At 27.5% G+C, this 20,834-nt stretch carries 21 protein-coding genes and 2 riboswitches; of the genes, 7 read left to right on the top strand and 14 right to left on the bottom strand.

What is annotated here, in order from left to right; translation table 11 throughout:
- The 5 genes from IC218_RS03485 to recQ all read right to left on the bottom strand — a co-directional run bounded on the left by IC218_RS03485 (position 1) and on the right by recQ (position 6,000).
- Positions 1 to 771, bottom strand: a complete 771-nt coding sequence (locus IC218_RS03485; RefSeq protein WP_227823820.1) for a thiazole synthase — start codon at positions 769 to 771, stop codon at positions 1 to 3.
- Positions 772 to 833: 62 nt separating this feature from the next.
- Positions 834 to 1,637, bottom strand: a complete 804-nt coding sequence (gene thiF, locus IC218_RS03480) for a thiamine biosynthesis protein ThiF (RefSeq protein WP_227823819.1) — start codon at positions 1,635 to 1,637, stop codon at positions 834 to 836.
- Positions 1,630 to 1,824, bottom strand: a complete 195-nt coding sequence (gene thiS, locus IC218_RS03475) for a sulfur carrier protein ThiS (RefSeq protein WP_227823818.1) — start codon at positions 1,822 to 1,824, stop codon at positions 1,630 to 1,632. The genes thiF and thiS overlap by 8 nt, the downstream gene beginning before the upstream one ends.
- A gap of 48 nt (positions 1,825 to 1,872) precedes the next feature.
- On the bottom strand, positions 1,873 to 3,174 hold the full coding sequence (thiC, locus tag IC218_RS03470) for a phosphomethylpyrimidine synthase ThiC (RefSeq protein ID WP_227823817.1): 1,302 nt from the start codon (positions 3,172 to 3,174) through the stop codon (positions 1,873 to 1,875).
- Positions 3,175 to 3,316: 142 nt separating this feature from the next.
- A riboswitch (TPP riboswitch) is annotated at positions 3,317 to 3,428 on the bottom strand.
- 88 nt (positions 3,429 to 3,516) lie between these two features.
- Positions 3,517 to 6,000 (bottom strand): DNA helicase RecQ, encoded by a 2,484-nt coding sequence (gene recQ / locus IC218_RS03465; RefSeq protein ID WP_227823816.1) that lies wholly within the window; start codon positions 5,998 to 6,000, stop codon positions 3,517 to 3,519.
- Between the two features lie 187 nt (positions 6,001 to 6,187).
- Positions 6,188 to 6,309: riboswitch (FMN riboswitch) on the top strand.
- Between the two features lie 137 nt (positions 6,310 to 6,446).
- Here recQ and ribD point away from each other — a divergent pair.
- The 5 genes from ribD to IC218_RS03440 all read left to right on the top strand — a co-directional run bounded on the left by ribD (position 6,447) and on the right by IC218_RS03440 (position 10,995).
- Positions 6,447 to 7,559, top strand: coding sequence for a bifunctional diaminohydroxyphosphoribosylaminopyrimidine deaminase/5-amino-6-(5-phosphoribosylamino)uracil reductase RibD (ribD, locus tag IC218_RS03460; RefSeq protein ID WP_227433193.1), 1,113 nt, complete (start codon positions 6,447 to 6,449; stop codon positions 7,557 to 7,559).
- A gap of 31 nt (positions 7,560 to 7,590) precedes the next feature.
- Positions 7,591 to 8,256: a riboflavin synthase gene (locus IC218_RS03455; protein ID WP_227823815.1), complete on the top strand. Its 666-nt coding sequence runs from the start codon at positions 7,591 to 7,593 to the stop codon at positions 8,254 to 8,256.
- A 23-nt stretch (positions 8,257 to 8,279) separates the two neighbouring features.
- Positions 8,280 to 9,473 carry a bifunctional 3,4-dihydroxy-2-butanone-4-phosphate synthase/GTP cyclohydrolase II gene (locus IC218_RS03450; RefSeq protein ID WP_227433191.1) on the top strand — a complete coding sequence of 398 codons (1,194 nt, stop codon included), beginning with the start codon at positions 8,280 to 8,282 and terminating at the stop codon, positions 9,471 to 9,473.
- 106 nt (positions 9,474 to 9,579) lie between these two features.
- Positions 9,580 to 10,041 (top strand): 6,7-dimethyl-8-ribityllumazine synthase, encoded by a 462-nt coding sequence (gene ribE / locus IC218_RS03445; protein ID WP_227433190.1) that lies wholly within the window; start codon positions 9,580 to 9,582, stop codon positions 10,039 to 10,041.
- Positions 10,042 to 10,566: 525 nt separating this feature from the next.
- Positions 10,567 to 10,995 (top strand): hypothetical protein, encoded by a 429-nt coding sequence (locus tag IC218_RS03440; protein ID WP_227433189.1) that lies wholly within the window; start codon positions 10,567 to 10,569, stop codon positions 10,993 to 10,995.
- Positions 10,996 to 11,206: 211 nt separating this feature from the next.
- Here the strand turns inward: IC218_RS03440 and IC218_RS03435 are convergent, their stop codons facing one another.
- A complete protein-coding gene (locus IC218_RS03435; RefSeq protein ID WP_227823814.1) occupies positions 11,207 to 12,658 on the bottom strand; it encodes an alanine/glycine:cation symporter family protein in 1,452 nt (483 codons plus the stop codon).
- Between the two features lie 466 nt (positions 12,659 to 13,124).
- Between IC218_RS03435 and IC218_RS03430 the strand changes: the two genes are divergently transcribed.
- Both IC218_RS03430 and IC218_RS03425 read left to right on the top strand, forming a co-directional pair.
- Positions 13,125 to 14,390, top strand: coding sequence for an ArsB/NhaD family transporter (locus tag IC218_RS03430; protein WP_227433187.1), 1,266 nt, complete (start codon positions 13,125 to 13,127; stop codon positions 14,388 to 14,390).
- A 38-nt stretch (positions 14,391 to 14,428) separates the two neighbouring features.
- The gene (locus IC218_RS03425; protein WP_227433186.1) at positions 14,429 to 14,884 is read left to right on the top strand and encodes a hypothetical protein; all 456 of its coding nucleotides are present in this window, start codon (positions 14,429 to 14,431) and stop codon (positions 14,882 to 14,884) included.
- A 138-nt stretch (positions 14,885 to 15,022) separates the two neighbouring features.
- Here the strand turns inward: IC218_RS03425 and IC218_RS03420 are convergent, their stop codons facing one another.
- The 8 genes from IC218_RS03420 to IC218_RS03385 all read right to left on the bottom strand — a co-directional run bounded on the left by IC218_RS03420 (position 15,023) and on the right by IC218_RS03385 (position 20,827).
- Positions 15,023 to 15,394 (bottom strand): NifB/NifX family molybdenum-iron cluster-binding protein, encoded by a 372-nt coding sequence (locus IC218_RS03420; RefSeq protein ID WP_227823813.1) that lies wholly within the window; start codon positions 15,392 to 15,394, stop codon positions 15,023 to 15,025.
- A 2-nt stretch (positions 15,395 to 15,396) separates the two neighbouring features.
- Positions 15,397 to 15,765 carry an ArsR/SmtB family transcription factor gene (locus tag IC218_RS03415; RefSeq protein WP_227433184.1) on the bottom strand — a complete coding sequence of 123 codons (369 nt, stop codon included), beginning with the start codon at positions 15,763 to 15,765 and terminating at the stop codon, positions 15,397 to 15,399.
- A 288-nt stretch (positions 15,766 to 16,053) separates the two neighbouring features.
- A complete protein-coding gene (locus IC218_RS03410) occupies positions 16,054 to 16,932 on the bottom strand; it encodes an NAD(P)/FAD-dependent oxidoreductase (RefSeq protein ID WP_227433183.1) in 879 nt (292 codons plus the stop codon).
- A gap of 15 nt (positions 16,933 to 16,947) precedes the next feature.
- A complete protein-coding gene (trxA, locus tag IC218_RS03405; protein ID WP_227433182.1) occupies positions 16,948 to 17,265 on the bottom strand; it encodes a thioredoxin in 318 nt (105 codons plus the stop codon).
- A 149-nt stretch (positions 17,266 to 17,414) separates the two neighbouring features.
- The gene (locus IC218_RS03400; RefSeq protein WP_227823812.1) at positions 17,415 to 18,647 is read right to left on the bottom strand and encodes a sensor histidine kinase; all 1,233 of its coding nucleotides are present in this window, start codon (positions 18,645 to 18,647) and stop codon (positions 17,415 to 17,417) included.
- Positions 18,637 to 19,308: a response regulator transcription factor gene (locus IC218_RS03395; RefSeq protein ID WP_227433180.1), complete on the bottom strand. Its 672-nt coding sequence runs from the start codon at positions 19,306 to 19,308 to the stop codon at positions 18,637 to 18,639. Before IC218_RS03395 ends, IC218_RS03400 begins: the two co-directional genes overlap by 11 nt.
- 15 nt (positions 19,309 to 19,323) lie before the next feature.
- The gene (locus IC218_RS03390; protein ID WP_227433179.1) at positions 19,324 to 20,163 is read right to left on the bottom strand and encodes a hypothetical protein; all 840 of its coding nucleotides are present in this window, start codon (positions 20,161 to 20,163) and stop codon (positions 19,324 to 19,326) included.
- A gap of 25 nt (positions 20,164 to 20,188) precedes the next feature.
- Complete coding sequence (locus IC218_RS03385) at positions 20,189 to 20,827, bottom strand: DNA-binding protein (RefSeq protein ID WP_227433178.1); 639 nt, start codon at positions 20,825 to 20,827, stop codon at positions 20,189 to 20,191.
- Positions 20,828 to 20,834: the final 7 nt, after the last annotated feature.

Genomic DNA, 20,834 nt, shown 5'->3' with positions numbered 1-20,834 from the left:
CTATAAATTGCCTAAAAAACCTGTTAAAGGAGAAGATGCATTTGCAAATTCTGATACACTTCCTGCTTTTGCTATATAAGCTTCTCGTCCACCTTCTACAGCTAACTTAAATGCTCTAGCCATTTGCACAGGGTCACCTGCTGAAGCTATAGCAGTATTAACAAGCACTGCATCAGCTCCCATTTCCATAGCTTCCATAGCTTGAGATGGTTTACCAATACCTGCATCAACTATTATTGGTATATCTAATTCATCTATCATTATTTTTATCATTTCTTTCATTTGAAGACCTCTATTTGAACCAATTGGAGCACCAAAAGGCATAACTGCTGCTGCTTTAGCTTCTATAAGTCTTCTTCCAGCATAAAGGTCTGGTGTCATATATGGAAGTACTATAAATCCTTCATCAGCAAGTATTTTTGTAGCTTTTATAGTTTCTTCATTATCAGGAAGTAAGTATCTAGTATCTGATATTACTTCTATTTTTATAAAGTCTCCACAACCCATTTTTCTAGATATTCTAGCTATTCTTACAGCTTCTTCTGCATTAGTAGCTCCTGACGTGTTTGGAAGTATAGTCATTTCTTTTGGAATATATGTTAAGATATTTTCTTGTTTATTATCTAAATCTACTCTTCTAAGTGCCATTGTTATTATTTCGCTTCCACTTTCTTTGATTACTTTAGGCAATATATCATTTGACCCATATTTACCTGTTCCAACCAATAATCTGCTATTGAATTCATGTCCCCCAAGTACTAATTTATCCATTTTCTTTCCTCCCCATCTTATTTTTTTCAATTTTCAATCTTTTTATTTTCTGATTCACGTATTTACATATCTATAAGTATTTTTGTTGCCAAATTTGCCATATGATTTGCACAAATAGCAACTCTTGGAGCCATAAGTCCTTCTCCAATTTTAGCTTCATTTACAAAATCTCCACATATATAAAATCTATCTCTTATTTTCTTAGTAGTTATTATATTTGAATCATAGTAACCTGCCATACCTGATGATGCTATCAAATATTTATCTTTCAAATTTATTAAGATATAATTACAAACTTGTGCTTTACATGAAGCATCATCAAAAGCTTCAATTATCAAATCTGCCTCTTTAAGTGTATCCATATTATATTTATTTAAAAAAATATTTTGCTTTTTTAATTTTATAAATGGATTAATTTTTGTTATATTTTCAACCATAGCATCTGTTTTTAGTTTTCCTATATCATCTATAAAGTATTGCTGTCTATTTAAGTTAGATGGCTCCACAACATCATAATCTATAAGTAGAAGTTCTCCAACTCCAATTCGAGCTAAAGAGATAGCTATATTGGACCCAAGTCCACCTAGTCCCAATATAGCAACTCTTCCTTTTTTTAATTTATTATGCACATTTGGAGTATGTCTAGCTATCAACAAGCTTTCTAGCTCATCAAAAGAAGGTTTAACCCCTTTTTGTATAAGTGTTAATTTATCATTTTCAGAAAGTGGAATGTCAGCTTTAATTGGATATCCATTCAACACCAATACATCGCATTTATGATTATATTTGTCTCTAACTTTATAGGCAGTTGTATTTTTTTCAACATCTGTTAATATTTCATTTACAAATATTTTTATTTTAACCACCTCCAATAAAGCTAATAAGTTCTACAACATCTTCATCATTTAACATATATGTATTGTAATTGGATTCTTCTATTATTTCTAGATTTATCTCAACTACAACTCTATCGCTCTTCAAATTATATTTATTCAACAAATCTATAACAGTTAAGTTTTCTTTGAATTCAACATTCTTTCCATTAACCTTCACTAAATCACCTCCTCATTTTGACTTTATTCAACTAATGCTCTGCACAAATTATATTAAGTTAAGTTCTTCATTGTTTAATATTTTTTTAACTGTTCTCATTGAACACATTTTTCCACACATAGTACAACTATCTTCATGAGTCGGAGTTGACTCATCTCTATATCTTTTAGCTTTTTCAGGGTCTATTGCAAGTCTAAACATTTCACACCAATCTAAATCTGCTCTAGCTCTACTCATTTTGTTATCCCATTCACGAGCTCCTTTAACATTCTTAGCTATATCTCCTGCATGAGCGGCTATTTTAGCAGCTATTATCCCTTCTTTCATATCATCTAAATTAGGTAATCTTAAATGTTCTGCTGGAGTTACATAGCATAAGAAGTCTACTCCTTTAGCACATGCTAATGCTCCTCCTATTGCACTAGTTATATGGTCATAACCTGGTGCTATATCTGTAACCAATGGACCAAGAACATAAAAAGGTGCTCCATGACATAGTCTTTTTTCTAACACTACATTTGCTTCTATTTCATCTATAGCCATATGACCAGGTCCTTCTATCATGACTTGTACATTTCTTTCCCATGCTCTTTTAGTAAGCTCTCCTAATACTACAAGTTCTTGAATCTGAACTCCATCTGTAGAATCTTTTATACAACCAGGTCTACATGCATCCCCCAAACTTAATGTAACATCATACTCTTCACATATATCTAAAATCTTATCAAAATTAGTATAAATAGGATTTTCTTTATTATTTAACTCCATCCAAGCAAATAATAGTGAACCTCCACGAGATACTATATGAGTTAATCTTTCATGATTTTTTATCTTTTGACAAACACTTCTAGTAAGACCAGCATGTATAGTAATAAAATCAACTCCGTCAATAGCATGTTGTCTTATTACATTTAAAAATTCTTCTTCTGTTATATCCTTTAGTTCTTTTTCTAAATACCCTACTGCATCATACATAGGAACCGAACCTATCATTGCAGGTGACATTTCAACAACTTTTTCTCTAAATTCTCTAGTTTTTCCATAGTTACTCAAATCCATTATTGCTTCAGCTTTCATGTCTATTGCCACTTTAACTTTTTCAAGTTCATTTTCTATATTCTTACAATCTCTTGAAATTCCTAAGTTTACATTTATCTTTGTTCTTAAATTTTTACCTACACCTTCTGCACTTAAGGATTTATGATTTTTGTTAGCAGGTATAACAACTTGTCCCTTTGCTATTAATTCTCTTAATTCATTTACATCTACTTGTTCCTTTTGAGAAACGATTTCCATTTCTTTAGTTATTATGCCTTTTCTAGCAGCATCCATTTGCGTTGTATAATTCATATTACATTCCTCCAAGATTAAAGTTATAGTTTTTAACAATAAAAAAAGTGCTTTTCCTTGTTTTGGAAAGCACTCTTATAATCATATATACACTTAGACAAATTTCTCACTATGCAGAATAATTTATCTATTTATATAACAAAATTATATTACAAAGCTTCCCTTCGCAAGCATTATCTTGATCAGGTTATTAGGGTTTGTAAGTTACGGCTTTATCTCTCAGCTAGCCAATTCTAGCGCCCCTAGCTCTAAATTTTTATCATTTTTACAAATTCAGTATAACACAGCAAAAATATTAGTTCAACATAATAATACAAATTTTATATTTTAATCCAGCTAACTTTACTCCAATGATGCACCTTTTTTGGAATTTTCAAGATAAGATTTAAGTATAACAGCCCTTATATTTTCATACTTTATTGAATCTGGAAGTTTTCTTTTTATGTTATTTAAATTTTCATAACCTACTTCTTCACATACTTCTAAAATTATCTTCTTTTCATCTTCACTATAAAAATTTTCTAAATCTAATGTAAATGATATACTTTGCCCATCTTTTAAATAATCATATACATATCCAATAACTGTAGATAGGGAGACTTCTATTTCTTGACTTACACTTTGTATATCCTTACCTTGATTTAACAAATCTAGTGCTATTTCATTGTTTTTTCTGCTTTCTCCATCTAGTATCAATTTTCTTTTTTTCTTTTTCTCCCAAGTAACATCAATACTATTTTCTTTTACATAATGTTTGACTTCATCTAAAATACTAGCCCCATACTTTTCAATTTTTACTTCACCTATACCCGAAATATCCTTTAATTGTTCTTTATCAATAGGATATCTTCCACTTATTTCTTTCAAAGCCTTATTAGTTAAAATCATGTATGGAAGTAATTTTTCTTTTTTAGCATATTCTTCTCTAATATTTATTAGCCTTTCATATAAAGCTTTATCTGTATTAACTTCAAGAAATTCACTATTTACATTCATTAAATCGACATTTTTTTCTTTGTCTTTTTTATCTATATTATTTTTTTCGACATATTCTTTGATTAGTGTTTCAAAATCTTCACCATATTTTTGATATTTAATTTCTCCTACTCCAGATATATTTAGCATTTCTTCTTTATTGACTGGATAACTACTAGACATAGCTCTAAGTGTTCCATCTCCAAAAACCATATATGGAGCTATTCTTTCTTCACTTGCAATTAAGTGTCTTAATTCTCTTAAAGCACTATATAATTCATCTTCTATTTCTAGAGATTTTGTCATTACAATTTCCTTAAATTCTACCTTTACCTCGCCCTTCAAAACTTTCATAGACATATCATTTAATCTTATAGTTGGGTAACTTCCTCTGTTTCCGCTACCTAAAGTTTCAACTAAATCTAAAAAACCATGAGAAACTAATGTATTTATAAAATTCTTCAAGTCTTCACTTGAATAATCTCTCATAATATTATATGTAGACAAAGTATCTAAACCAAGTTGTAAAATTTTTTTGTTTTTAGACCCTCTAAGTACATCTACAATAGTAGTAACACCATAACTTCTTTTCATTCTAGCTACACATGAAATAACTTTTTGAGCATCTATAGTTTTATCAACTATTTCACCTTCAACTAAACAATTACTACAGTTATTACAGTTTTCTATATAATTTTCTCCAAAGTAATTTAATATTGTCCTCCTATAGCATGAATTACTATAAACTAAATCAATCATATGCTGAAGTTTTTTATGTTGAAATAATTTTCTTTCAGGATTTTCAACACCAATATCTATTAAATATTTTTGTATATGTACATCTCCTGGAGAAAATAAAAGTATACATTCACTTTTTTCTCCATCCCTACCAGCTCTCCCTATTTCTTGGTAGTAATTTTCTACACTTTGAGGCATATTGTAGTGTATAACCCATCTTATATTGGGCTTATCAATCCCCATCCCAAATGCATTTGTTGCTATCATTATATCTATATTATCATTTATAAAATCTTCTTGATTCTTATTTCTTTCATTTTTAGATAAACCTGCATGGTATTTTGATACAGATATATTTCTCTTTGCTAAACCATTATAAATATTTTCAACTTCTTTTCTAGTAGCTGTATATATAATTCCAGACTCATTTTTATGATTTTGAATATAGTCTAAAATATATTTATTTTTACTAGATGATTTCACTATATTTATTGCTAGATTTTCTCTATCAAACCCTGTTATGTAACAATCTGGACTCTCTAAACACAATAAATTTATTATATCAGCTCTTACCTCTTCTGATGCAGTAGCTGTAAAGGCTGTGACTATAGGTCTTTTAGACAAACTATTGATAAACGTAGAAATCCTTCTATAACTCAGTCTAAAATCATGTCCCCATTGAGATACACAATGTGCTTCATCTATTGCAATTTGACTTATGTCATTATTATTTATTAGTTCAAGAAATTCTTGGGTATCTAATCTTTCTGGAGCAATATAAAGTATTTTATAAGTATTTTTTCTAATATTACTTAATATTTCATTAAATTCTTTGTTTCCCAATGAACTATTTATAAAAGCAGCATTGATTCCCATGGCTTTTAAAGCATCTACTTGGTCTTTCATAAGAGATATAAGTGGTGAAATCACTACTGTCATCCCATCTAATATCAATGCTGGAAGTTGATAACATATAGATTTTCCTCCTCCAGTTGGCATTATAGCTAATACATCTTTTTTATTCAAAATAGAATTTATTATGGACTCTTGGCCTTTTCTAAAACTTGTATATCCATAGTATTTTGATAATATTTCTAAAGGTTTTTTATTCATATATTTCTCTCCCAATTCAAATTAATTAAACTTCTTTTCTGATTATGTTCAAATTTTTATTTTTATATTCACAATCGCATTATTCCAAAGTTTCTAGCTGTTATATATTATATATTAACATATATTTTTAAAAAAATAGTTTGCAAAGTAAAATAATTTATGATACATTCTAAATATAAATTTAATACTTAATCTTCGGGGTAGGGTGAAATTCCCAATCGGCGGTATAGCCCGCGAGCTGAGTTAAAACTTGGTTGATTTGGTTAAATTCCAAAGCCGACAGTAAAGTCTGGATGGAAGAAGATATATGCTAAATAAGTGTTTTTGTAGAGCCGTTTTGCTATACATTTATACAATATTTATTGTAGATTATTCTAAACCCCGAGTTAATTCTCGGGGTTTTTTGTTTGAAAATTATCTAAGTTTAAATAGGGGGTGTAAATATTGTGAAATTTATAAGTCAAAAAGAGAAAGATATTTATTATATGAAAAAAGCTATTGAATTAGCCAAAAATGGAGAAGGTTTTGTAAATCCAAATCCATTAGTGGGATGTGTAATCGTTAAAGATGATGACATAATAGGTAAAGGATATCATGAGAGATTTGGCTCTAATCACGCTGAAATAAATGCTATAAATAGTGCTAATCAAAGTTTAAAAGACACTACCCTTTATGTAAATTTAGAACCCTGTTCTCATTATGGCAAAACACCTCCTTGTGTAGATAAAATTATTCAAAATAAGATTAAGAGAGTCGTAATATCTACATTAGACCCAAATCCAATCGTTTGTGGTAATGGAGTAAAAAAACTAAGAGACAATAACATTGATGTTACTGTAGGTATATTAGAAAAAGAAGCAAAACAATTAAATGAAATATTTTTTTACTATATAAAAACAAAAAAACCTCTTTGTATTGTAAAATCAGCAGTAAGTTTAGATGGCAAGATTGCCACAAAATCGCTAGAATCAAAATGGATATCTAATGAATCATCAAGATATCTAACTCATAAGTATAGAAATAAATATCAAGGTATAATGGTTGGGATAAACACAGTTTTAAATGATAATCCATTGCTAACTTGCAGGCTTAACCAAGAAAATGTATCTCACCCTGTAAGAATAATAATAGACACAAACTTAAAATTGCCAGTTGATAGCAAATTAGTTAAAGATAAAAACAATAAAACTATAGTTTTTACGTGTTGTGAAGATAGTGAAAAATCATTAGTTCTAAGAAAAAATAATATTGAAGTAGTACTTTCTCCTAAAAAAAATAATATGGTAGATTTAGAATTTGTAATGTATAAATTAGGAGAATTAAAAATTGATTCTGTTTTAGTTGAAGGTGGTGCTACACTTAATGACAGTCTATTTAGAAACAATTTAGTTGATAAAGTCAAATTGTTTTTATCACCTAAAATTATAGGTGGAAAAGATGCTCCTACTTTCGTTTCTGGAGATGGAATAGATTACTTATCAGATGCTATACAATTAGAAATTAAGAATGTAACTTTAATAGATGGCGATATTTTGGTAGAGTCTGATGTTTTAAATTAAATTTATAAATATATACGTCTAGGAGGTTAAAATGTTTACTGGCATAGTAGAAGAAGTTGGAATACTTAGAAAAATTACTGCTAATGGCAAAAGTGGAAAAGTCACCATACAATCAAATAAAATACTAGATGGTACAAATCTTGGAGATAGTATTGCTGTAAATGGAGTTTGCTTAACTGTTTCAAGTTTAGGTAAAAATGAATTTACTGCTGATGTCATGATGGAAACAGTCCGTTCCACAAATTTAAGTTCATTAAATCCAAGTGATGAAGTAAATCTTGAAAGAGCTATGAGCCTTTCTTCTAGATTTGGTGGACACCTAGTAACAGGTCATGTTGATAGTAAAGGTACTATTTGTAAATTTGAAAAAGATGAAAATGCAGTTTTAATAAGCATACAACCGTCCAAAGAACTTTTATCAACAATGATACACAAAGGTTCTGTTGCTATTGATGGTGTAAGTCTAACTATAGCTTATTTAGATGATGAGATATTTAAGGTTTCGGTTATACCTCATACTAAATTTAACACTACTCTCTTGACAAAGAATATTGGAGACTTTGTCAATTTAGAAAGTGATGTAATTGGAAAGTATATTAATAATTTTCTTGTAAAAAACTACAAGGAATTAAATTCTAATAGTAGTAACTATAAATCAAATATAGATAAAGAATTTTTATTTAAAAATGGTTTTTAAAAATAATAAAAGGAGTGAATTACATGTTTAACACTATTAAAGAAGCTATTAATGATATCAAAAATGGAAAAATGGTAATCGTAGTTGATGATGAAAGCAGAGAAAATGAAGGAGATTTATTGATGGCAGCTGAAATGGCTACACCTGAGACAATAAACTTTATGGCTACATATGGTAGGGGCCTTATTTGTCTTCCTGCTACTGAAGAAAAATTTAAAAGTCTAAATATACCTCTTATGGTTAAAGAAAATACAGACACATTTCAAACTGCATTTACTGTCACTATAGATGGAATAGATACTTTAACAGGTATATCTGCATACGAGAGAGCTGAAACTGTCAAACTATTCTGTAATGAAAGTTCCACAAGTAAAGATTTTAAAACACCTGGACATGTATTTCCATTAATAGCAAAAACTGGAGGTGTCCTAGTTAGAGATGGTCACACAGAAGCTTCTGTAGACCTTGCTAGACTTGCAGGATTTAAAGAAATTGGTCTTATCTGCGAAATAATGAAAGATGATGGTACAATGGCAAGAGTTGATGATTTAATGATATTTAAAGAAAAACATAATTTAAAAATAATTACTATAAAAGACTTGATAGAATATCGAAAAAGAAATGAAACCACTATAGAAAAAATTTCTAGTGCTTTTCTTCCAACAAAATATGGAAATTTTGAAATAATAGGATATAAAGATATTTACTCAAATGAAGAACACATTGCCCTTACTTATGGAAATGTAAATGAAGAAAATACACTAGTCAGACTTCATTCTGAATGTTTAACAGGTGATGTATTTCATTCTTTAAAATGTGATTGTGGGCTACAGTTAGAAACTTCTATGAAAAAAATTGTAGAAAATGGAAGTGGTGTTTTAATTTATATGAAACAGGAAGGCAGAGGTATTGGGCTTTTAAATAAAATTAAAGCTTATAAACTTCAAGAAGAAGGTTATGATACTGTTGAAGCGAATTTAATGCTTGGATTTGAAGAAGATATGAGAGATTTTTATATCGCTGCTCAGATATTAAAAAATTTACATATAAAAAGTATAAACCTTTTAAGTAATAATCCTGACAAAATAAATCAATTAGAAAAATATGGAATAAAAATTGAACATAGAGTTCCTATTAATGAAGAAATTAATGATTTTAATAAATTATATCTGAAAACTAAGAAGGATAAAATGGGACATCTATTAGATATTATATAGCTAATGGTATTTAATTTTTATTCTACTAAGTAATTTTTATTACAATAATATGCATATATACTAAAAATATAGATTTATAACCTAAATAAAATTGGAGGAAATAAAAATGATATATGAAGGAAAACTTATTGGAAAAGATTTAAAAATAGGTATAATAAACTCTCGTTTTAATGAATTTATAACATCAAAACTTTTATCTGGTGCTCAAGATTGCCTTTTAAGACACGATGTTACTCAGGAAAATATAGAAGTGGTTTGGGTACCTGGAGCTTTTGAGATTCCTCTCGTTGCTCAAAAAATGTCTAAGAGTGGTAAGTATGATGCTATAATATGTTTAGGATGTGTTATAAGAGGTGCTACTTCTCATTATGATTATGTATGTAGCGAAGTATCTAAAGGCATTGCAAAAGTATCTTTGGATAATGAATTACCTGTTATATTTGGAATAGTAACAACAGAAAATATTGAACAAGCTATTGAAAGAGCTGGCACAAAAGCTGGAAATAAAGGATATGATTGTGCTATGAATGCACTAGAAATGGCAAACCTATTTAAGGTTCTAGATTAAATACCTTTATTGATTAAATAGTGGAAATTAAAATAGAGACTATAAAATACTATTAAGTACCAATATGGCAAAGCATACTTGTCTTTTGGTACTTAATAATTTTAAAGATAATTATCTATTTGAACAACCTTACCCATATCTTCATATTCATTAGAAATACCAACACTATTCACGTATATTTTGAAATTAGAATATATACAATCATTATGTAAATTTTTAAGGACACAAGATAGATTTTTAGTGTTAAATTCCCTGTAATCTAGGAAATATAAGTTAATAATAAAAAATACTTTTAAAAGCTTAAAATAACTACAAATATAAATCTAAATATAAAATACCATAAATTTGTACATATTACTATCAAAGCTATCGTTTTTATTTATAGCATATATTAATGTTATATTAATTATCTATTTTATTATTTTCTCGATTAATTATACAATATAATTAAGTAAGCAATAATAAACTATAAATGAACACCATAATTTAATGGTTGTTTATTGAATATTTATGGGGGACTGAATTATGAAAACAAGTTCAATACAAGATTTAACACTAGAAAAACGTAACCTTATAAAAAAATATTCTCTTACTTTGAATGAAGATTTAATTTGGGAATTTAAACACGATAAATACCACACTGTAAAATACTTCACACACAAGTTTGCAGTTAAAGAATCTATATTTGCTCTTTTATTCAATATACACAGATTATGTTATGCTAAAATAAAATACTTTGAATCAAATTTTTCAAAATATGAACCTTATAAATACAACTATCAAGAAGGATTTGTTAAATGTGAAATATATGATATGAGTTTTATGTTGCATAAATATAGCAACATGATGATAGACTTAAGAAATTTACAAGAAATCAAAAATATAGAAGAGTTTAGATTATTTTGTGATTACTTAGAAAGCTTTGAAGATAACTTACAAGATTTAATTGTGTAGTATTTAAAAAGAGAGGTTTTAATATATTATTTATGATAACTAAATTATATTAAAATACTAAAAACTCTTAATAAAATATAATATACTTGATATAAAAAAATATTACTGGAATTAAAAATTCCAGTAATATAAGTTAACTAAAATACTATATTCACATAAATTAAATACATTCTAATCTATCAAAATTACTCTATAATTTTTATACTACTTTTTATCCTAAACGTTCATCAGATAATTCAGCGTGCCACTCTGATACATTTTCTAGTCCTTCTATTTCATCTGCAATAAATACAGGGTCTTTTATTCCAGACTTTTTTTGGCTTGTATAGTCTTTTAAAGCAATAAATGCGTACTTACCTAAAAGAGTTATTGCTATTAAGTTTATTATAGCCATCAGTGCCATAAATAAATCTGCTAAATTCCAGACTACTTCTACTTGAGTAAGAGAACCAAATAAAACCATACCTACAACGAAAACTCTAAATACATTAAGTTTAATTTTACTTCCACTCATAAACTCCATATTTGATTCTCCATAGTAATAATTTCCTACTATAGAACTAAATGCAAATAAGAATATACAAACTGCTATAAAAATATTTCCTATTGGACCTATATGGTGAGTTAAAGCTTCTTGAGCTAATTCAATTCCTGTTGCTCCACTACTAGCATAATCTGAATATAATAATACCATGAATGCTGTACAACTACATATAATTATAGTATCTGTAAAAACACCTAGAGATTGGATTAAACCTTGTTTTACAGGGTGAGTTACATGTGCTGTTGCAGCAGCATTAGGTGCACTACCCATTCCTGCTTCATTAGAAAATAAACCTCTTTTTACTCCAGTCATTACAACTCCCATAAATGTACCAATTGCCATTCCTCTAAAATCAAATGCGCTTTCTACTATTAATGATATAACTCCTGGTATTTCTGTTATATTCATTACAACTATAGCTAAAGCAACTAATATGTATAATCCTGCAAATACAGGAACTATTATCTCTGAAACTTTTGCTATTCTATGAACACCACCAAAAATAACTATTGCTGTTAAAATTCCAAGACCTATTCCCATAGCCATTTTACTTATACCAAATGCATTATTAAACGCCAATGAAACAGTATTTGCTTGAACTGCATTGAATACAAATCCATAACAGATAGTTATAAGTATTGAAAATAAAACACCCATCCATCTTTTATTTAAACCTTGTTCCATATAATAAGCTGGTCCACCCCTAAAAGCTGGTCCATTCTTAACTTTATAAATTTGAGCCAATGTACTCTCCACAAAACTTGAAGCAGAACCAATTAAAGCTATAAGCCACATCCAAAATACAGCACCAGGACCTCCTGCTACTACTGCAATTGCTATCCCTGCTATATTTCCAGTACCAACTCTTGAAGATGTACTTATACAAAAGGCTTGAAATGAAGATATTTTTCCTTCTTTTTTTGCATTTTTATTTGCTGCACCATCACCTAAAAGCCTAAACATTTCTATAAAATATCTGAATTGTACAAAATTTGTTTTAATAGTAAAGTAAATACCAATTACAACTAACATTATAATTAGAATATAAGACCATAAGTAATTGTTTACAAATACTACTGCATTGTTAATGCCTGTTAAAATACCATTTAAAAAATCCATTTTATTAATTACCCCCTGTTAATATTGTTTTCTCAATAAATCTTAAAATCAAAAAAATGCATAATTCCTTGTGAAAAATTCATTAATTTAATTATAATATTTATAAAATTAAATTACAAGGTTTAAAATGAATAATTTCTTTAATAAATTGCAGTTTTATCTTTAAATTCAACTTTATTTTATTAATTTTATAACTTAGATGTAATTAATACTTTATATTGCTTATCAAATACAATAAATTATACTTTTGAAGTATATTTTTTCGTTTGTCGTTTAATATTATAAGTAATGATATGATTTTAAAATTTATTTAAATAACAAAAATTTTCTCTAAATTCTGTTAATTTTTTAAAAACTTTGTTAAATAATATACTTTTATACATCCATTGAAAAAACTAGAAAAAAGTAATACTATATATAGTACTAGCATTAGACACAAAAGAATACAAATGGAGGTACTTATATTATGGAATTTCAACAAATAATAGCTATATGTATATTTTTAATAGTTATGGCAGCTATTATTACAGAAAAGGTAAACAGATCTGTAGCAGCGGTTGGTGGTGCACTATTAATGATAATATTCAATATACTTACACTTGATGAAGGATTAAGCCATATAGACTTCAATACTATTGGAGTATTGGTTGGTATGATGCTATTTGTTGCTGTTGTTAAAAACTCAGGACTATTTGAATATATAGCTATTTGGACTGCAAAAAAAGCTAAAGGTGATCCATGGAGAATAATGATTTGTTTTGCTATTATAACAGCTATTTTATCTGCTGTATTAGATAATGTTACTACTGTTTTACTTATAGGTCCAATGACTATAGTTATTACACAAATTCTAGGACTTAATCCAGTTCCATTTTTAATAACACAAATTTTAGCTTCAAATATCGGAGGTACATCTACTCTTATAGGTGACCCTCCAAATATTATGATTGGTAGTGCTGCCAATCTTAGTTTCATGGATTTTGTAATAAATTTAGGACCTGCTGTTATAGTAATACTTATTATAACAATAATATGTTTTAAATTTATTTATGGAAAAGAACTTGTTGTAGATGATAAAGCCAAAGAAGTAATATTAAAGCTTGATGAAAAAAAATCTATTAAAGATAAACCCTTACTTATAAAAAGTCTTCTTTTAATAGCATTTATACTCTTTGGTTTTATGTTTCATAGCACAATCCATATAGATTCTTCTGTTGTAGCATTAACTGGTGCATCTATAATGCTTCTTATAGGAAAACAAGATGTAGATGAAATTATGGCAGGTATTGAATGGTCTACAATCTTATTCTTTATGGGATTATTTGTAGTAGTTGGTGGATTAGTAGAAGTGGGTATAATAAATAAATTAGCTCAAGCATTGATTGGACTTACAGAGGGCCATATTGTATTTACAATGTTATTAATATTATGGTTATCAGCAATAGTTTCTTCATTCTTAGATAATATTCCGTTTGTTGCAACATTAATTCCACTTATTTTGACTATGCAAGCTGAAGGAATTGATGTAATGCCACTATGGTGGGCAACATCCCTTGGAGCTTGTCTTGGAGGTAATGGGACACTTATTGGAGCCTCTGCCAATGTTGTACTAGCAGGTATAGGCAATAAGCATGGTCATCCTATATCTTTTAAAGAGTATTTTAAGATAGGTTTTCCACTTATGATTATATCTATTATTATATCTACTGTTTATTTAATTATAAAATTTTAGAAAATATAGTATAATAGTATTAAAGGGGATGTGTATATATGAATATTAATACTGTTCAAGGAGATTCAATTGAAGTTCTTTTAAGACAACTTGGAGCTACAAAAATATCAAAAGTAAGTAGTACATTATATTTTATTAAGTTTGATTTAGGAGACAACTGGGAAATATCTTATACTTATAATATTAATGCTAAAGATCAATATTTTTTACAAAGAATTGAACCATATCCTATTGGTAGAGGTCTATTTAATGATGAATATGAAATAATATCATTTATATCAAAGGATTTAAACAAATTTCTAAATGCTAAAAATAGTAGTAACTTTAAAACTTTTGTTGAAGTTACTAGAAAAGTCAATTCTATTATTGATAATGTAGAAGAGTTATTTTTAAACTATAATGTAGATGGAGATGATTTAAAAACACTCAATAAAGAACTTAACGATATATTAAATGATATTAACTATATAGAAAAGCATACAAAGAAAATCTAAAGTAAGATACTTATAAATTTAAGGTTATATATAAAAACTTTGTACAACCTCAAAATTTTAATACTAAATATAAAGAATCTTATTTGTTAAAATGATAAAATAGCTGATGAAGCATATGCTTCATCAGCTATCTTGTTTTTAATGATGCCCACATCCATCATGTGAACAAGTATGATTTGATAGAAATTCTACTAATTTTCCATCTTTAAGTAAGTCCAAATTACCACTGATAGTATCAGCTTCAGCTCTATAAACTTTTATTCCCATACTATTTAATTTAACTATGGCACCTTGCCCTATTCCTCCAACTACTACTGCATCTACAACTGTACCTGATAATGCTTTTATTGGTTGGCATTTCCCATGTTCATGACCTAAATCTCCATTGTCTAAGGATTTAACTTCTCCACTTTCTAAGTCACACACAACAAAGATTGGTGCAGAACCAAAATGACCATATGGTTTACTATCTAATCCTTTATTTTCTTCTACTGGTATACATACTTTCATTATTATTTCTCCCTTCTCTTGCAACATTTTTTCATAGATTTACATTCTTTACTGCATCCTAGATGTATTGTATTTATATCAAATACATCTATAAAGCTTTCACTAGAATTACTTAACATAGAATTTATAAAATCCATACATATGTTAAACACTTCTTTGTTAATATGATATAAAACATAGTATCCTTCTTTATATCCTGTTATTATGCCAACTTCTTTTAATATTTTTATATGTTGTGAAACAGCAGAATCTGAAATTCCTAAATATTTAGAAATTCCTTTTTGGCAGATATTTCTTTTAGATACTAATATAAGTATGTTAAGTCTAGTTTCATCACTCAATGCTTTAAATATTTTAACCAAATTTTCCATAAAGACCTCTTTTTGATTAAGTAATTACTTAATTAAATTATAGTACTCTTAATTAGATTTTTCAACTATTATTTTGAAATTTTGGAACTTATTATAAATAATTCTAATTGTTTCTATATATATTTCAATTGCCAATTTAAATCTATCAAAATAAACATACCTAGAGATACATCTCTAATGTATCTTGAAGTAAAATAATAATATACAAATAAAAAACTGTCTAAAATAATTATATTATTTTAAGACAGTTTTTTATTTGTATATTTAAAAATTTACTTACTAATTATACTAAGCTCTTTTTAATTTATCTAGATAATAAACAGCATTTAATGCTGCTATTTGTCCTTGCCCAGCTGCTTTGATATAAGAATAGGGTTTACCTACACAGTCTCCTGCGGCAAAACATCCTTCTATATTAGTTTTCATATTATTGTCAACCTTAATATGGATACCATCAATTTCTATTCCAGGAATCAATGTACTTGGAGCTGTGCTATCTTTTATAACGAATACTCCATCAACTTCAATATGATTTTCTTTAAAAGATATCTTATTTACAAGTTTATCTCCATCTATTTGCACTGGTCTATCATGTATAATCTCAATAGAATCATCTAAATTATCTGAACTTCTCATAAGGTTTTCTTTTTTATACATAGGTATAAAATAAGTTTTTGAAGTAAGTTCACTTAAGAAATTTGCCTCTTCTTTAGATTCTTCATTATATCCTATAACTGCTACTTTTTTATTTCTATAAAGTGGTGCATCGCATGTAGCACAATACCCTACTCCTCTTCCTAAAAATTCTTCTTCACCTTTTATTGGTCTAGTATATTCTACACCAGTCGCAAGGATTACAGTAGTAGCTTCATACATATCATTTCCAGACATTATTGCAAAGTATTCTCCCATAGCATAAATATTATTTATTCTTTTATTTTCAATTGAAATATCCATGTTATCTATATGTGATTTAAATTTGTCTTTTAATTCATCTCCACTTATATCATAAAAACCTAAATAATTATCTATTGAAGGAGCTTTAACAAGCTTATTGCTTAAATTATCATTGCCAAACATAATCATTGTTTTATTTCTTATTTTTGCATTTATAGCAGCAGATAATCCTGCTGGACCACTACCTATTATAGCTATGTCATATCTCATAATATTCACCCATTTTTATAAATATGATTTTACTTTCATCTCAATTTTGTTCTTAGGCATAAATCCAATTAGAGTTTCAACTGGCTCTCCATCTTTAAATATAATCATAGTTGGTACTGTAGATACACTAAATTGTTGAGCTATTTCTAAGCTTTCATCTATATCAACTTTTACAAATCTAGCTTCGTCTTTCATCTCTTCGCCTAATTCTGCAAATACAGGTCCTAACATATTACAAGGTCCACACCAAGTTGCAAAGAAATCTACTACAACTACTCCTTTACTACCTTCAACACTACTTCTAAATTCAGATGTATTTATAATTTTTGCCATTTTTTTAATCCTCCTAAAAATTTATTATCCTTATAATTATACTATGAAATTTATAAATATAATTTTACTTTTATAAATTCTTTTATATTTTATTTTATACTATTAGTATACCCATTCTTTATTTGTAAAAACAGATTTTTATATTTTTATTATTTTAATTTTTTTGGTATTGATATTTCAAATGTAGTTCCAATACCTATATCAGAAGTTACATCTATTTCGATAGATAAATTCAAGCTAATCATATGTGCTATTGAAAGACCTATTCCAGAACCTTCTAAATCTTTATTTCTCACATTTTCACTTCTAAAAAATCTGTCAAATATAAAAGGCATTTCTTCTTTTTTTATACCTATACCAGTATCTCTTATAAGTAATGTTACTTCATCTTCCACATCTTCTTTTAATTCTAATACTATCTCATCACCTAGTTTAGTATATTTAAAAGCATTATCAATAAAAATTAATATAAGTTGTCTCAATTTATTTTTATCTGTTATTATAATTTTATTCTTTAATTCAGAGTTAAATGTAAATTTTTTTTCTTGAAACTCAGCAATATCCACATAATCTTCTGATATTTCTTCTAGTAATTTTTCTAAATCAATTTCCTCCAAGTTAACTTTAACAATAGAATCTTCCTTAGTAAGAGATAGTAAATCCGTTATCATCTTTTTAAGTCTTCTAGTTTCTTTCATTGCAGTAGCTATTGTTTCAACTTCATCATTTACTGTATTTTCTGGAGATTTTAACATACTTTCTAATTTTGATGAAACTATTGTTATTGGAGTCCTTAACTCATGTGAAGCATCTTGTATAAATTTAGCTTGGTTCCTCCAAGCAGTCTCTATTGGAATTAATGCTTTTCGAGTAAGATATACAGCTACAAAGTATGTTATTATAACAGAAATTAGTATTCCAATTATAAGTACAGATGTCAACTGTTTTAAAGAATTCATCTCTGAGTCAATGTTTCTGATTATTTGTATCTGATATCTGCCCACATCCACATTTAATTCTCTAAATGTATAACCATTTTCTGTATATTTAAAAAATGTATTTTTCTTATCTAGTCTTCTGTCTGGAAGTAATTCATCAAAATATTCATTTTGAGTATAGTAACTTATTCTGTCATTCTCATAAACATATACCATATCTTTAGGGTCTTTAAGTCTTATTGGGTTTAAAAATGAGGTTCTCTTAAATTGAGAAACTATATACTCCAGTTCATCATTGATTTCACTATCAATTCCACTATATGTAAGACCTCTAAAATATGAATATATAAATATAGAAAATATTATTAAAAAACTACCCACTACAACAATGTACATTTTTATCAAATGGTTTTTAGTGCTGGTAAATACATTCTTATTTATCATCGAATATGTATCCTACCTTACGCTTAGTTTTAATATATTTATCATATCCATATTTACTTAGTTTTTTTCTCAGATTACTTACATATACCTCTACTATTTCAATAGTTGCATCTGAATCAATTCCCCATATTCTATCATAAATCTGTTCTTTTAATAAAATTGAACCTTTATTTAAAACAAAATATTCCAATAAGTTAAACTGTTTATTTTGAAGTTTTATTTCTTCTTCTTCAATATACACTCTTTTTTCTAATGTATCTAGATATAAAGATTTAAATTCTAATCCATTTCTTTCTTTTATTTTTCCATTAGTCCTCAATATGGCATATACTCTTGCTACTAGTTCCTCCATATAAAAAGGTTTTGTTAAATAATCATTAGCTCCTATAGTAAATGCTTCTACTTTATCATCTAATGCTTCTTTAGCAGTCAATATAAGTACAGGTGTATCTATATTATTGATTCTCATTTTCTTCAAAATATCAATTCCATTTATATTAGGAAGCATTAAATCTAAAATAACTAAATCATATATATTTTGATTTATTAAATATAATGCTTCTTCTCCATCTTCACATTTTTCAGTTTCAAAATGATTACTAAGTTCTTCTACTACACTTTCTAAAAGCACCCTATTATCTTCAACTATCAAAACCTTCATAAATATCCCCTACCTTTACTTGTCTATCTTGACTTTATGAGATTTCAAATCAATATCTACATTTGCTTTTTCTTTTATATCATCATAAGTATATCCTACTATTTCAACATTCTTTGCTTTTGTTGAACATGTTATATCTATATCTGTTTCTTCTGAAGCCTTCAAAACTTTGTATGATGGTACACGACTTACTGTCAAGTATTCCCCATTATCATTAACTTCTGCCGTCTTAAGGATAATATTTCCTAAGTCTTTTGATGATGAATTCTTTACTTTTATTTGATATGTGATTCCCTCTTTTGACTCATTTACTTTTTTAAGTTCTGAAGTAGATAATACTTCATACTGACTACTATTTTCTAGCTTAATTTTATTGTTTCTTATATCAATAGTATTTTCTTTTAAATTAACATATACAATTTTACCCTCTGCTTCATATTCATATGCATAGACTTCTACACTTTTAGCAAAAGTTTTATGTCCACATTCTACATAAGCAACTTTCCCAGGCATTAAAGTCATATCTAGCAGAGATTTACTATCAGATGAAGTAATTTTTTTATTATCATCGTATTCATTATATATTAGTTCAACATTCGATATATTAAATGTTGAATTATTTTCTATCTTTGTGGATGTATCTATTTTTCCACCTTCATCTACAGTTATAATCTCTGTTGCTCCTATATTCAATACTTTTGCATTGTCCTTATCTATTGTCACTTCATTATTGTCTTCTGCTTGAATCTCAACTGAATCAGATTGCTCTTCTTCCCTTTTACATGCAGTCAGTGTAAAAATAAATATTGTTAATATAATCATTAAAAAAATTAATTTTTTTACTATTTTATTCATATTAAGCACCTCATATAGTAGTATTTTATAGTAGATTTTTATACTTTTTCATAAATTCCTTCAATGCTTGTGTAAGTATTTGGTGTTTTTCAAAATTTGAGTTGCTACATAATCTTTCAAAGTCACTCCAAGTTTCTTTATCTATACGTACTCTTGTTGTTTTTAATTCACTTAAAGATTCATTATCTATATGTACATCTTTTTTATTAGATATTTTTTTAGGTTTTATATTATAATCCTTCACTTCTAAATACCAATCATACACTTCACAAAGCTTATCTAAATCTTCTTGAGTTATATTTATTTTTCTGTCTTTTTTAGGTTTAATATTTTTTCTTGATTTTATATTTTTTAAATCTGTGTCGTTAAACTCAATTTGTTCAATACTCTTATTTAAAACCTTTTCATTAGATTTCTTCTTTTTGGTGCTTACCTTTTTTACATTATTAGTGTTATCTTCCTTAGTTTTTTCTTTATCCAAATCTTCTTTATTCTTTAATTCGTCTTTTAATATGTATTTACCTTTTTCTGACTTATATCCTTTTTTATTTAAAAAAGTTCTTAAAGTACTTTGACTAATTTTTAGATTTTGAGCTATCTCTGTAAATTTGATTCCTTTACTTTGAAATTCTAAAAATTTATCAATTCTTTCCTCATTATTCATTAATACT

The organism is Clostridioides sp. ES-S-0005-03 (assembly GCF_020658455.1).
Classification (GTDB): domain Bacteria; phylum Bacillota; class Clostridia; order Peptostreptococcales; family Peptostreptococcaceae; genus Clostridioides.
The sequence above is the reverse complement of the archived record's forward strand: the minus strand, read 5'-3'. Positions and strand labels throughout refer to the sequence as shown.

What these genes read in the sequence shown, in the direction of transcription:
- IC218_RS03485 (WP_227823820.1), bottom strand. Translation starts at nt 771, where the DNA reads ATGGATAAATTAGTACTTGGGGGACATGAATTCAATAGCAGATTATTG.
- thiC (WP_227823817.1), bottom strand. Translation starts at nt 3,174, where the DNA reads ATGAATTATACAACGCAAATGGATGCTGCTAGAAAAGGCATAATAACT.
- recQ (WP_227823816.1), bottom strand. Translation starts at nt 6,000, where the DNA reads ATGAATAAAAAACCTTTAGAAATATTATCAAAATACTATGGATATACA.
- IC218_RS03455 (WP_227823815.1), top strand. Translation starts at nt 7,591, where the DNA reads ATGTTTACTGGCATAGTAGAAGAAGTTGGAATACTTAGAAAAATTACT.
- IC218_RS03450 (WP_227433191.1), top strand. Translation starts at nt 8,280, where the DNA reads ATGTTTAACACTATTAAAGAAGCTATTAATGATATCAAAAATGGAAAA.
- ribE (WP_227433190.1), top strand. Translation starts at nt 9,580, where the DNA reads ATGATATATGAAGGAAAACTTATTGGAAAAGATTTAAAAATAGGTATA.
- IC218_RS03440 (WP_227433189.1), top strand. Translation starts at nt 10,567, where the DNA reads ATGAAAACAAGTTCAATACAAGATTTAACACTAGAAAAACGTAACCTT.
- IC218_RS03435 (WP_227823814.1), bottom strand. Translation starts at nt 12,658, where the DNA reads ATGGATTTTTTAAATGGTATTTTAACAGGCATTAACAATGCAGTAGTA.
- IC218_RS03430 (WP_227433187.1), top strand. Translation starts at nt 13,125, where the DNA reads ATGGAATTTCAACAAATAATAGCTATATGTATATTTTTAATAGTTATG.
- IC218_RS03425 (WP_227433186.1), top strand. Translation starts at nt 14,429, where the DNA reads ATGAATATTAATACTGTTCAAGGAGATTCAATTGAAGTTCTTTTAAGA.
- IC218_RS03420 (WP_227823813.1), bottom strand. Translation starts at nt 15,394, where the DNA reads ATGAAAGTATGTATACCAGTAGAAGAAAATAAAGGATTAGATAGTAAA.
- IC218_RS03415 (WP_227433184.1), bottom strand. Translation starts at nt 15,765, where the DNA reads ATGGAAAATTTGGTTAAAATATTTAAAGCATTGAGTGATGAAACTAGA.
- IC218_RS03410 (WP_227433183.1), bottom strand. Translation starts at nt 16,932, where the DNA reads ATGAGATATGACATAGCTATAATAGGTAGTGGTCCAGCAGGATTATCT.
- trxA (WP_227433182.1), bottom strand. Translation starts at nt 17,265, where the DNA reads ATGGCAAAAATTATAAATACATCTGAATTTAGAAGTAGTGTTGAAGGT.
- IC218_RS03400 (WP_227823812.1), bottom strand. Translation starts at nt 18,647, where the DNA reads ATGATAAATAAGAATGTATTTACCAGCACTAAAAACCATTTGATAAAA.
- IC218_RS03395 (WP_227433180.1), bottom strand. Translation starts at nt 19,308, where the DNA reads ATGAAGGTTTTGATAGTTGAAGATAATAGGGTGCTTTTAGAAAGTGTA.
- IC218_RS03390 (WP_227433179.1), bottom strand. Translation starts at nt 20,163, where the DNA reads ATGAATAAAATAGTAAAAAAATTAATTTTTTTAATGATTATATTAACA.
- IC218_RS03385 (WP_227433178.1), bottom strand. Translation starts at nt 20,827, where the DNA reads ATGAATAATGAGGAAAGAATTGATAAATTTTTAGAATTTCAAAGTAAA.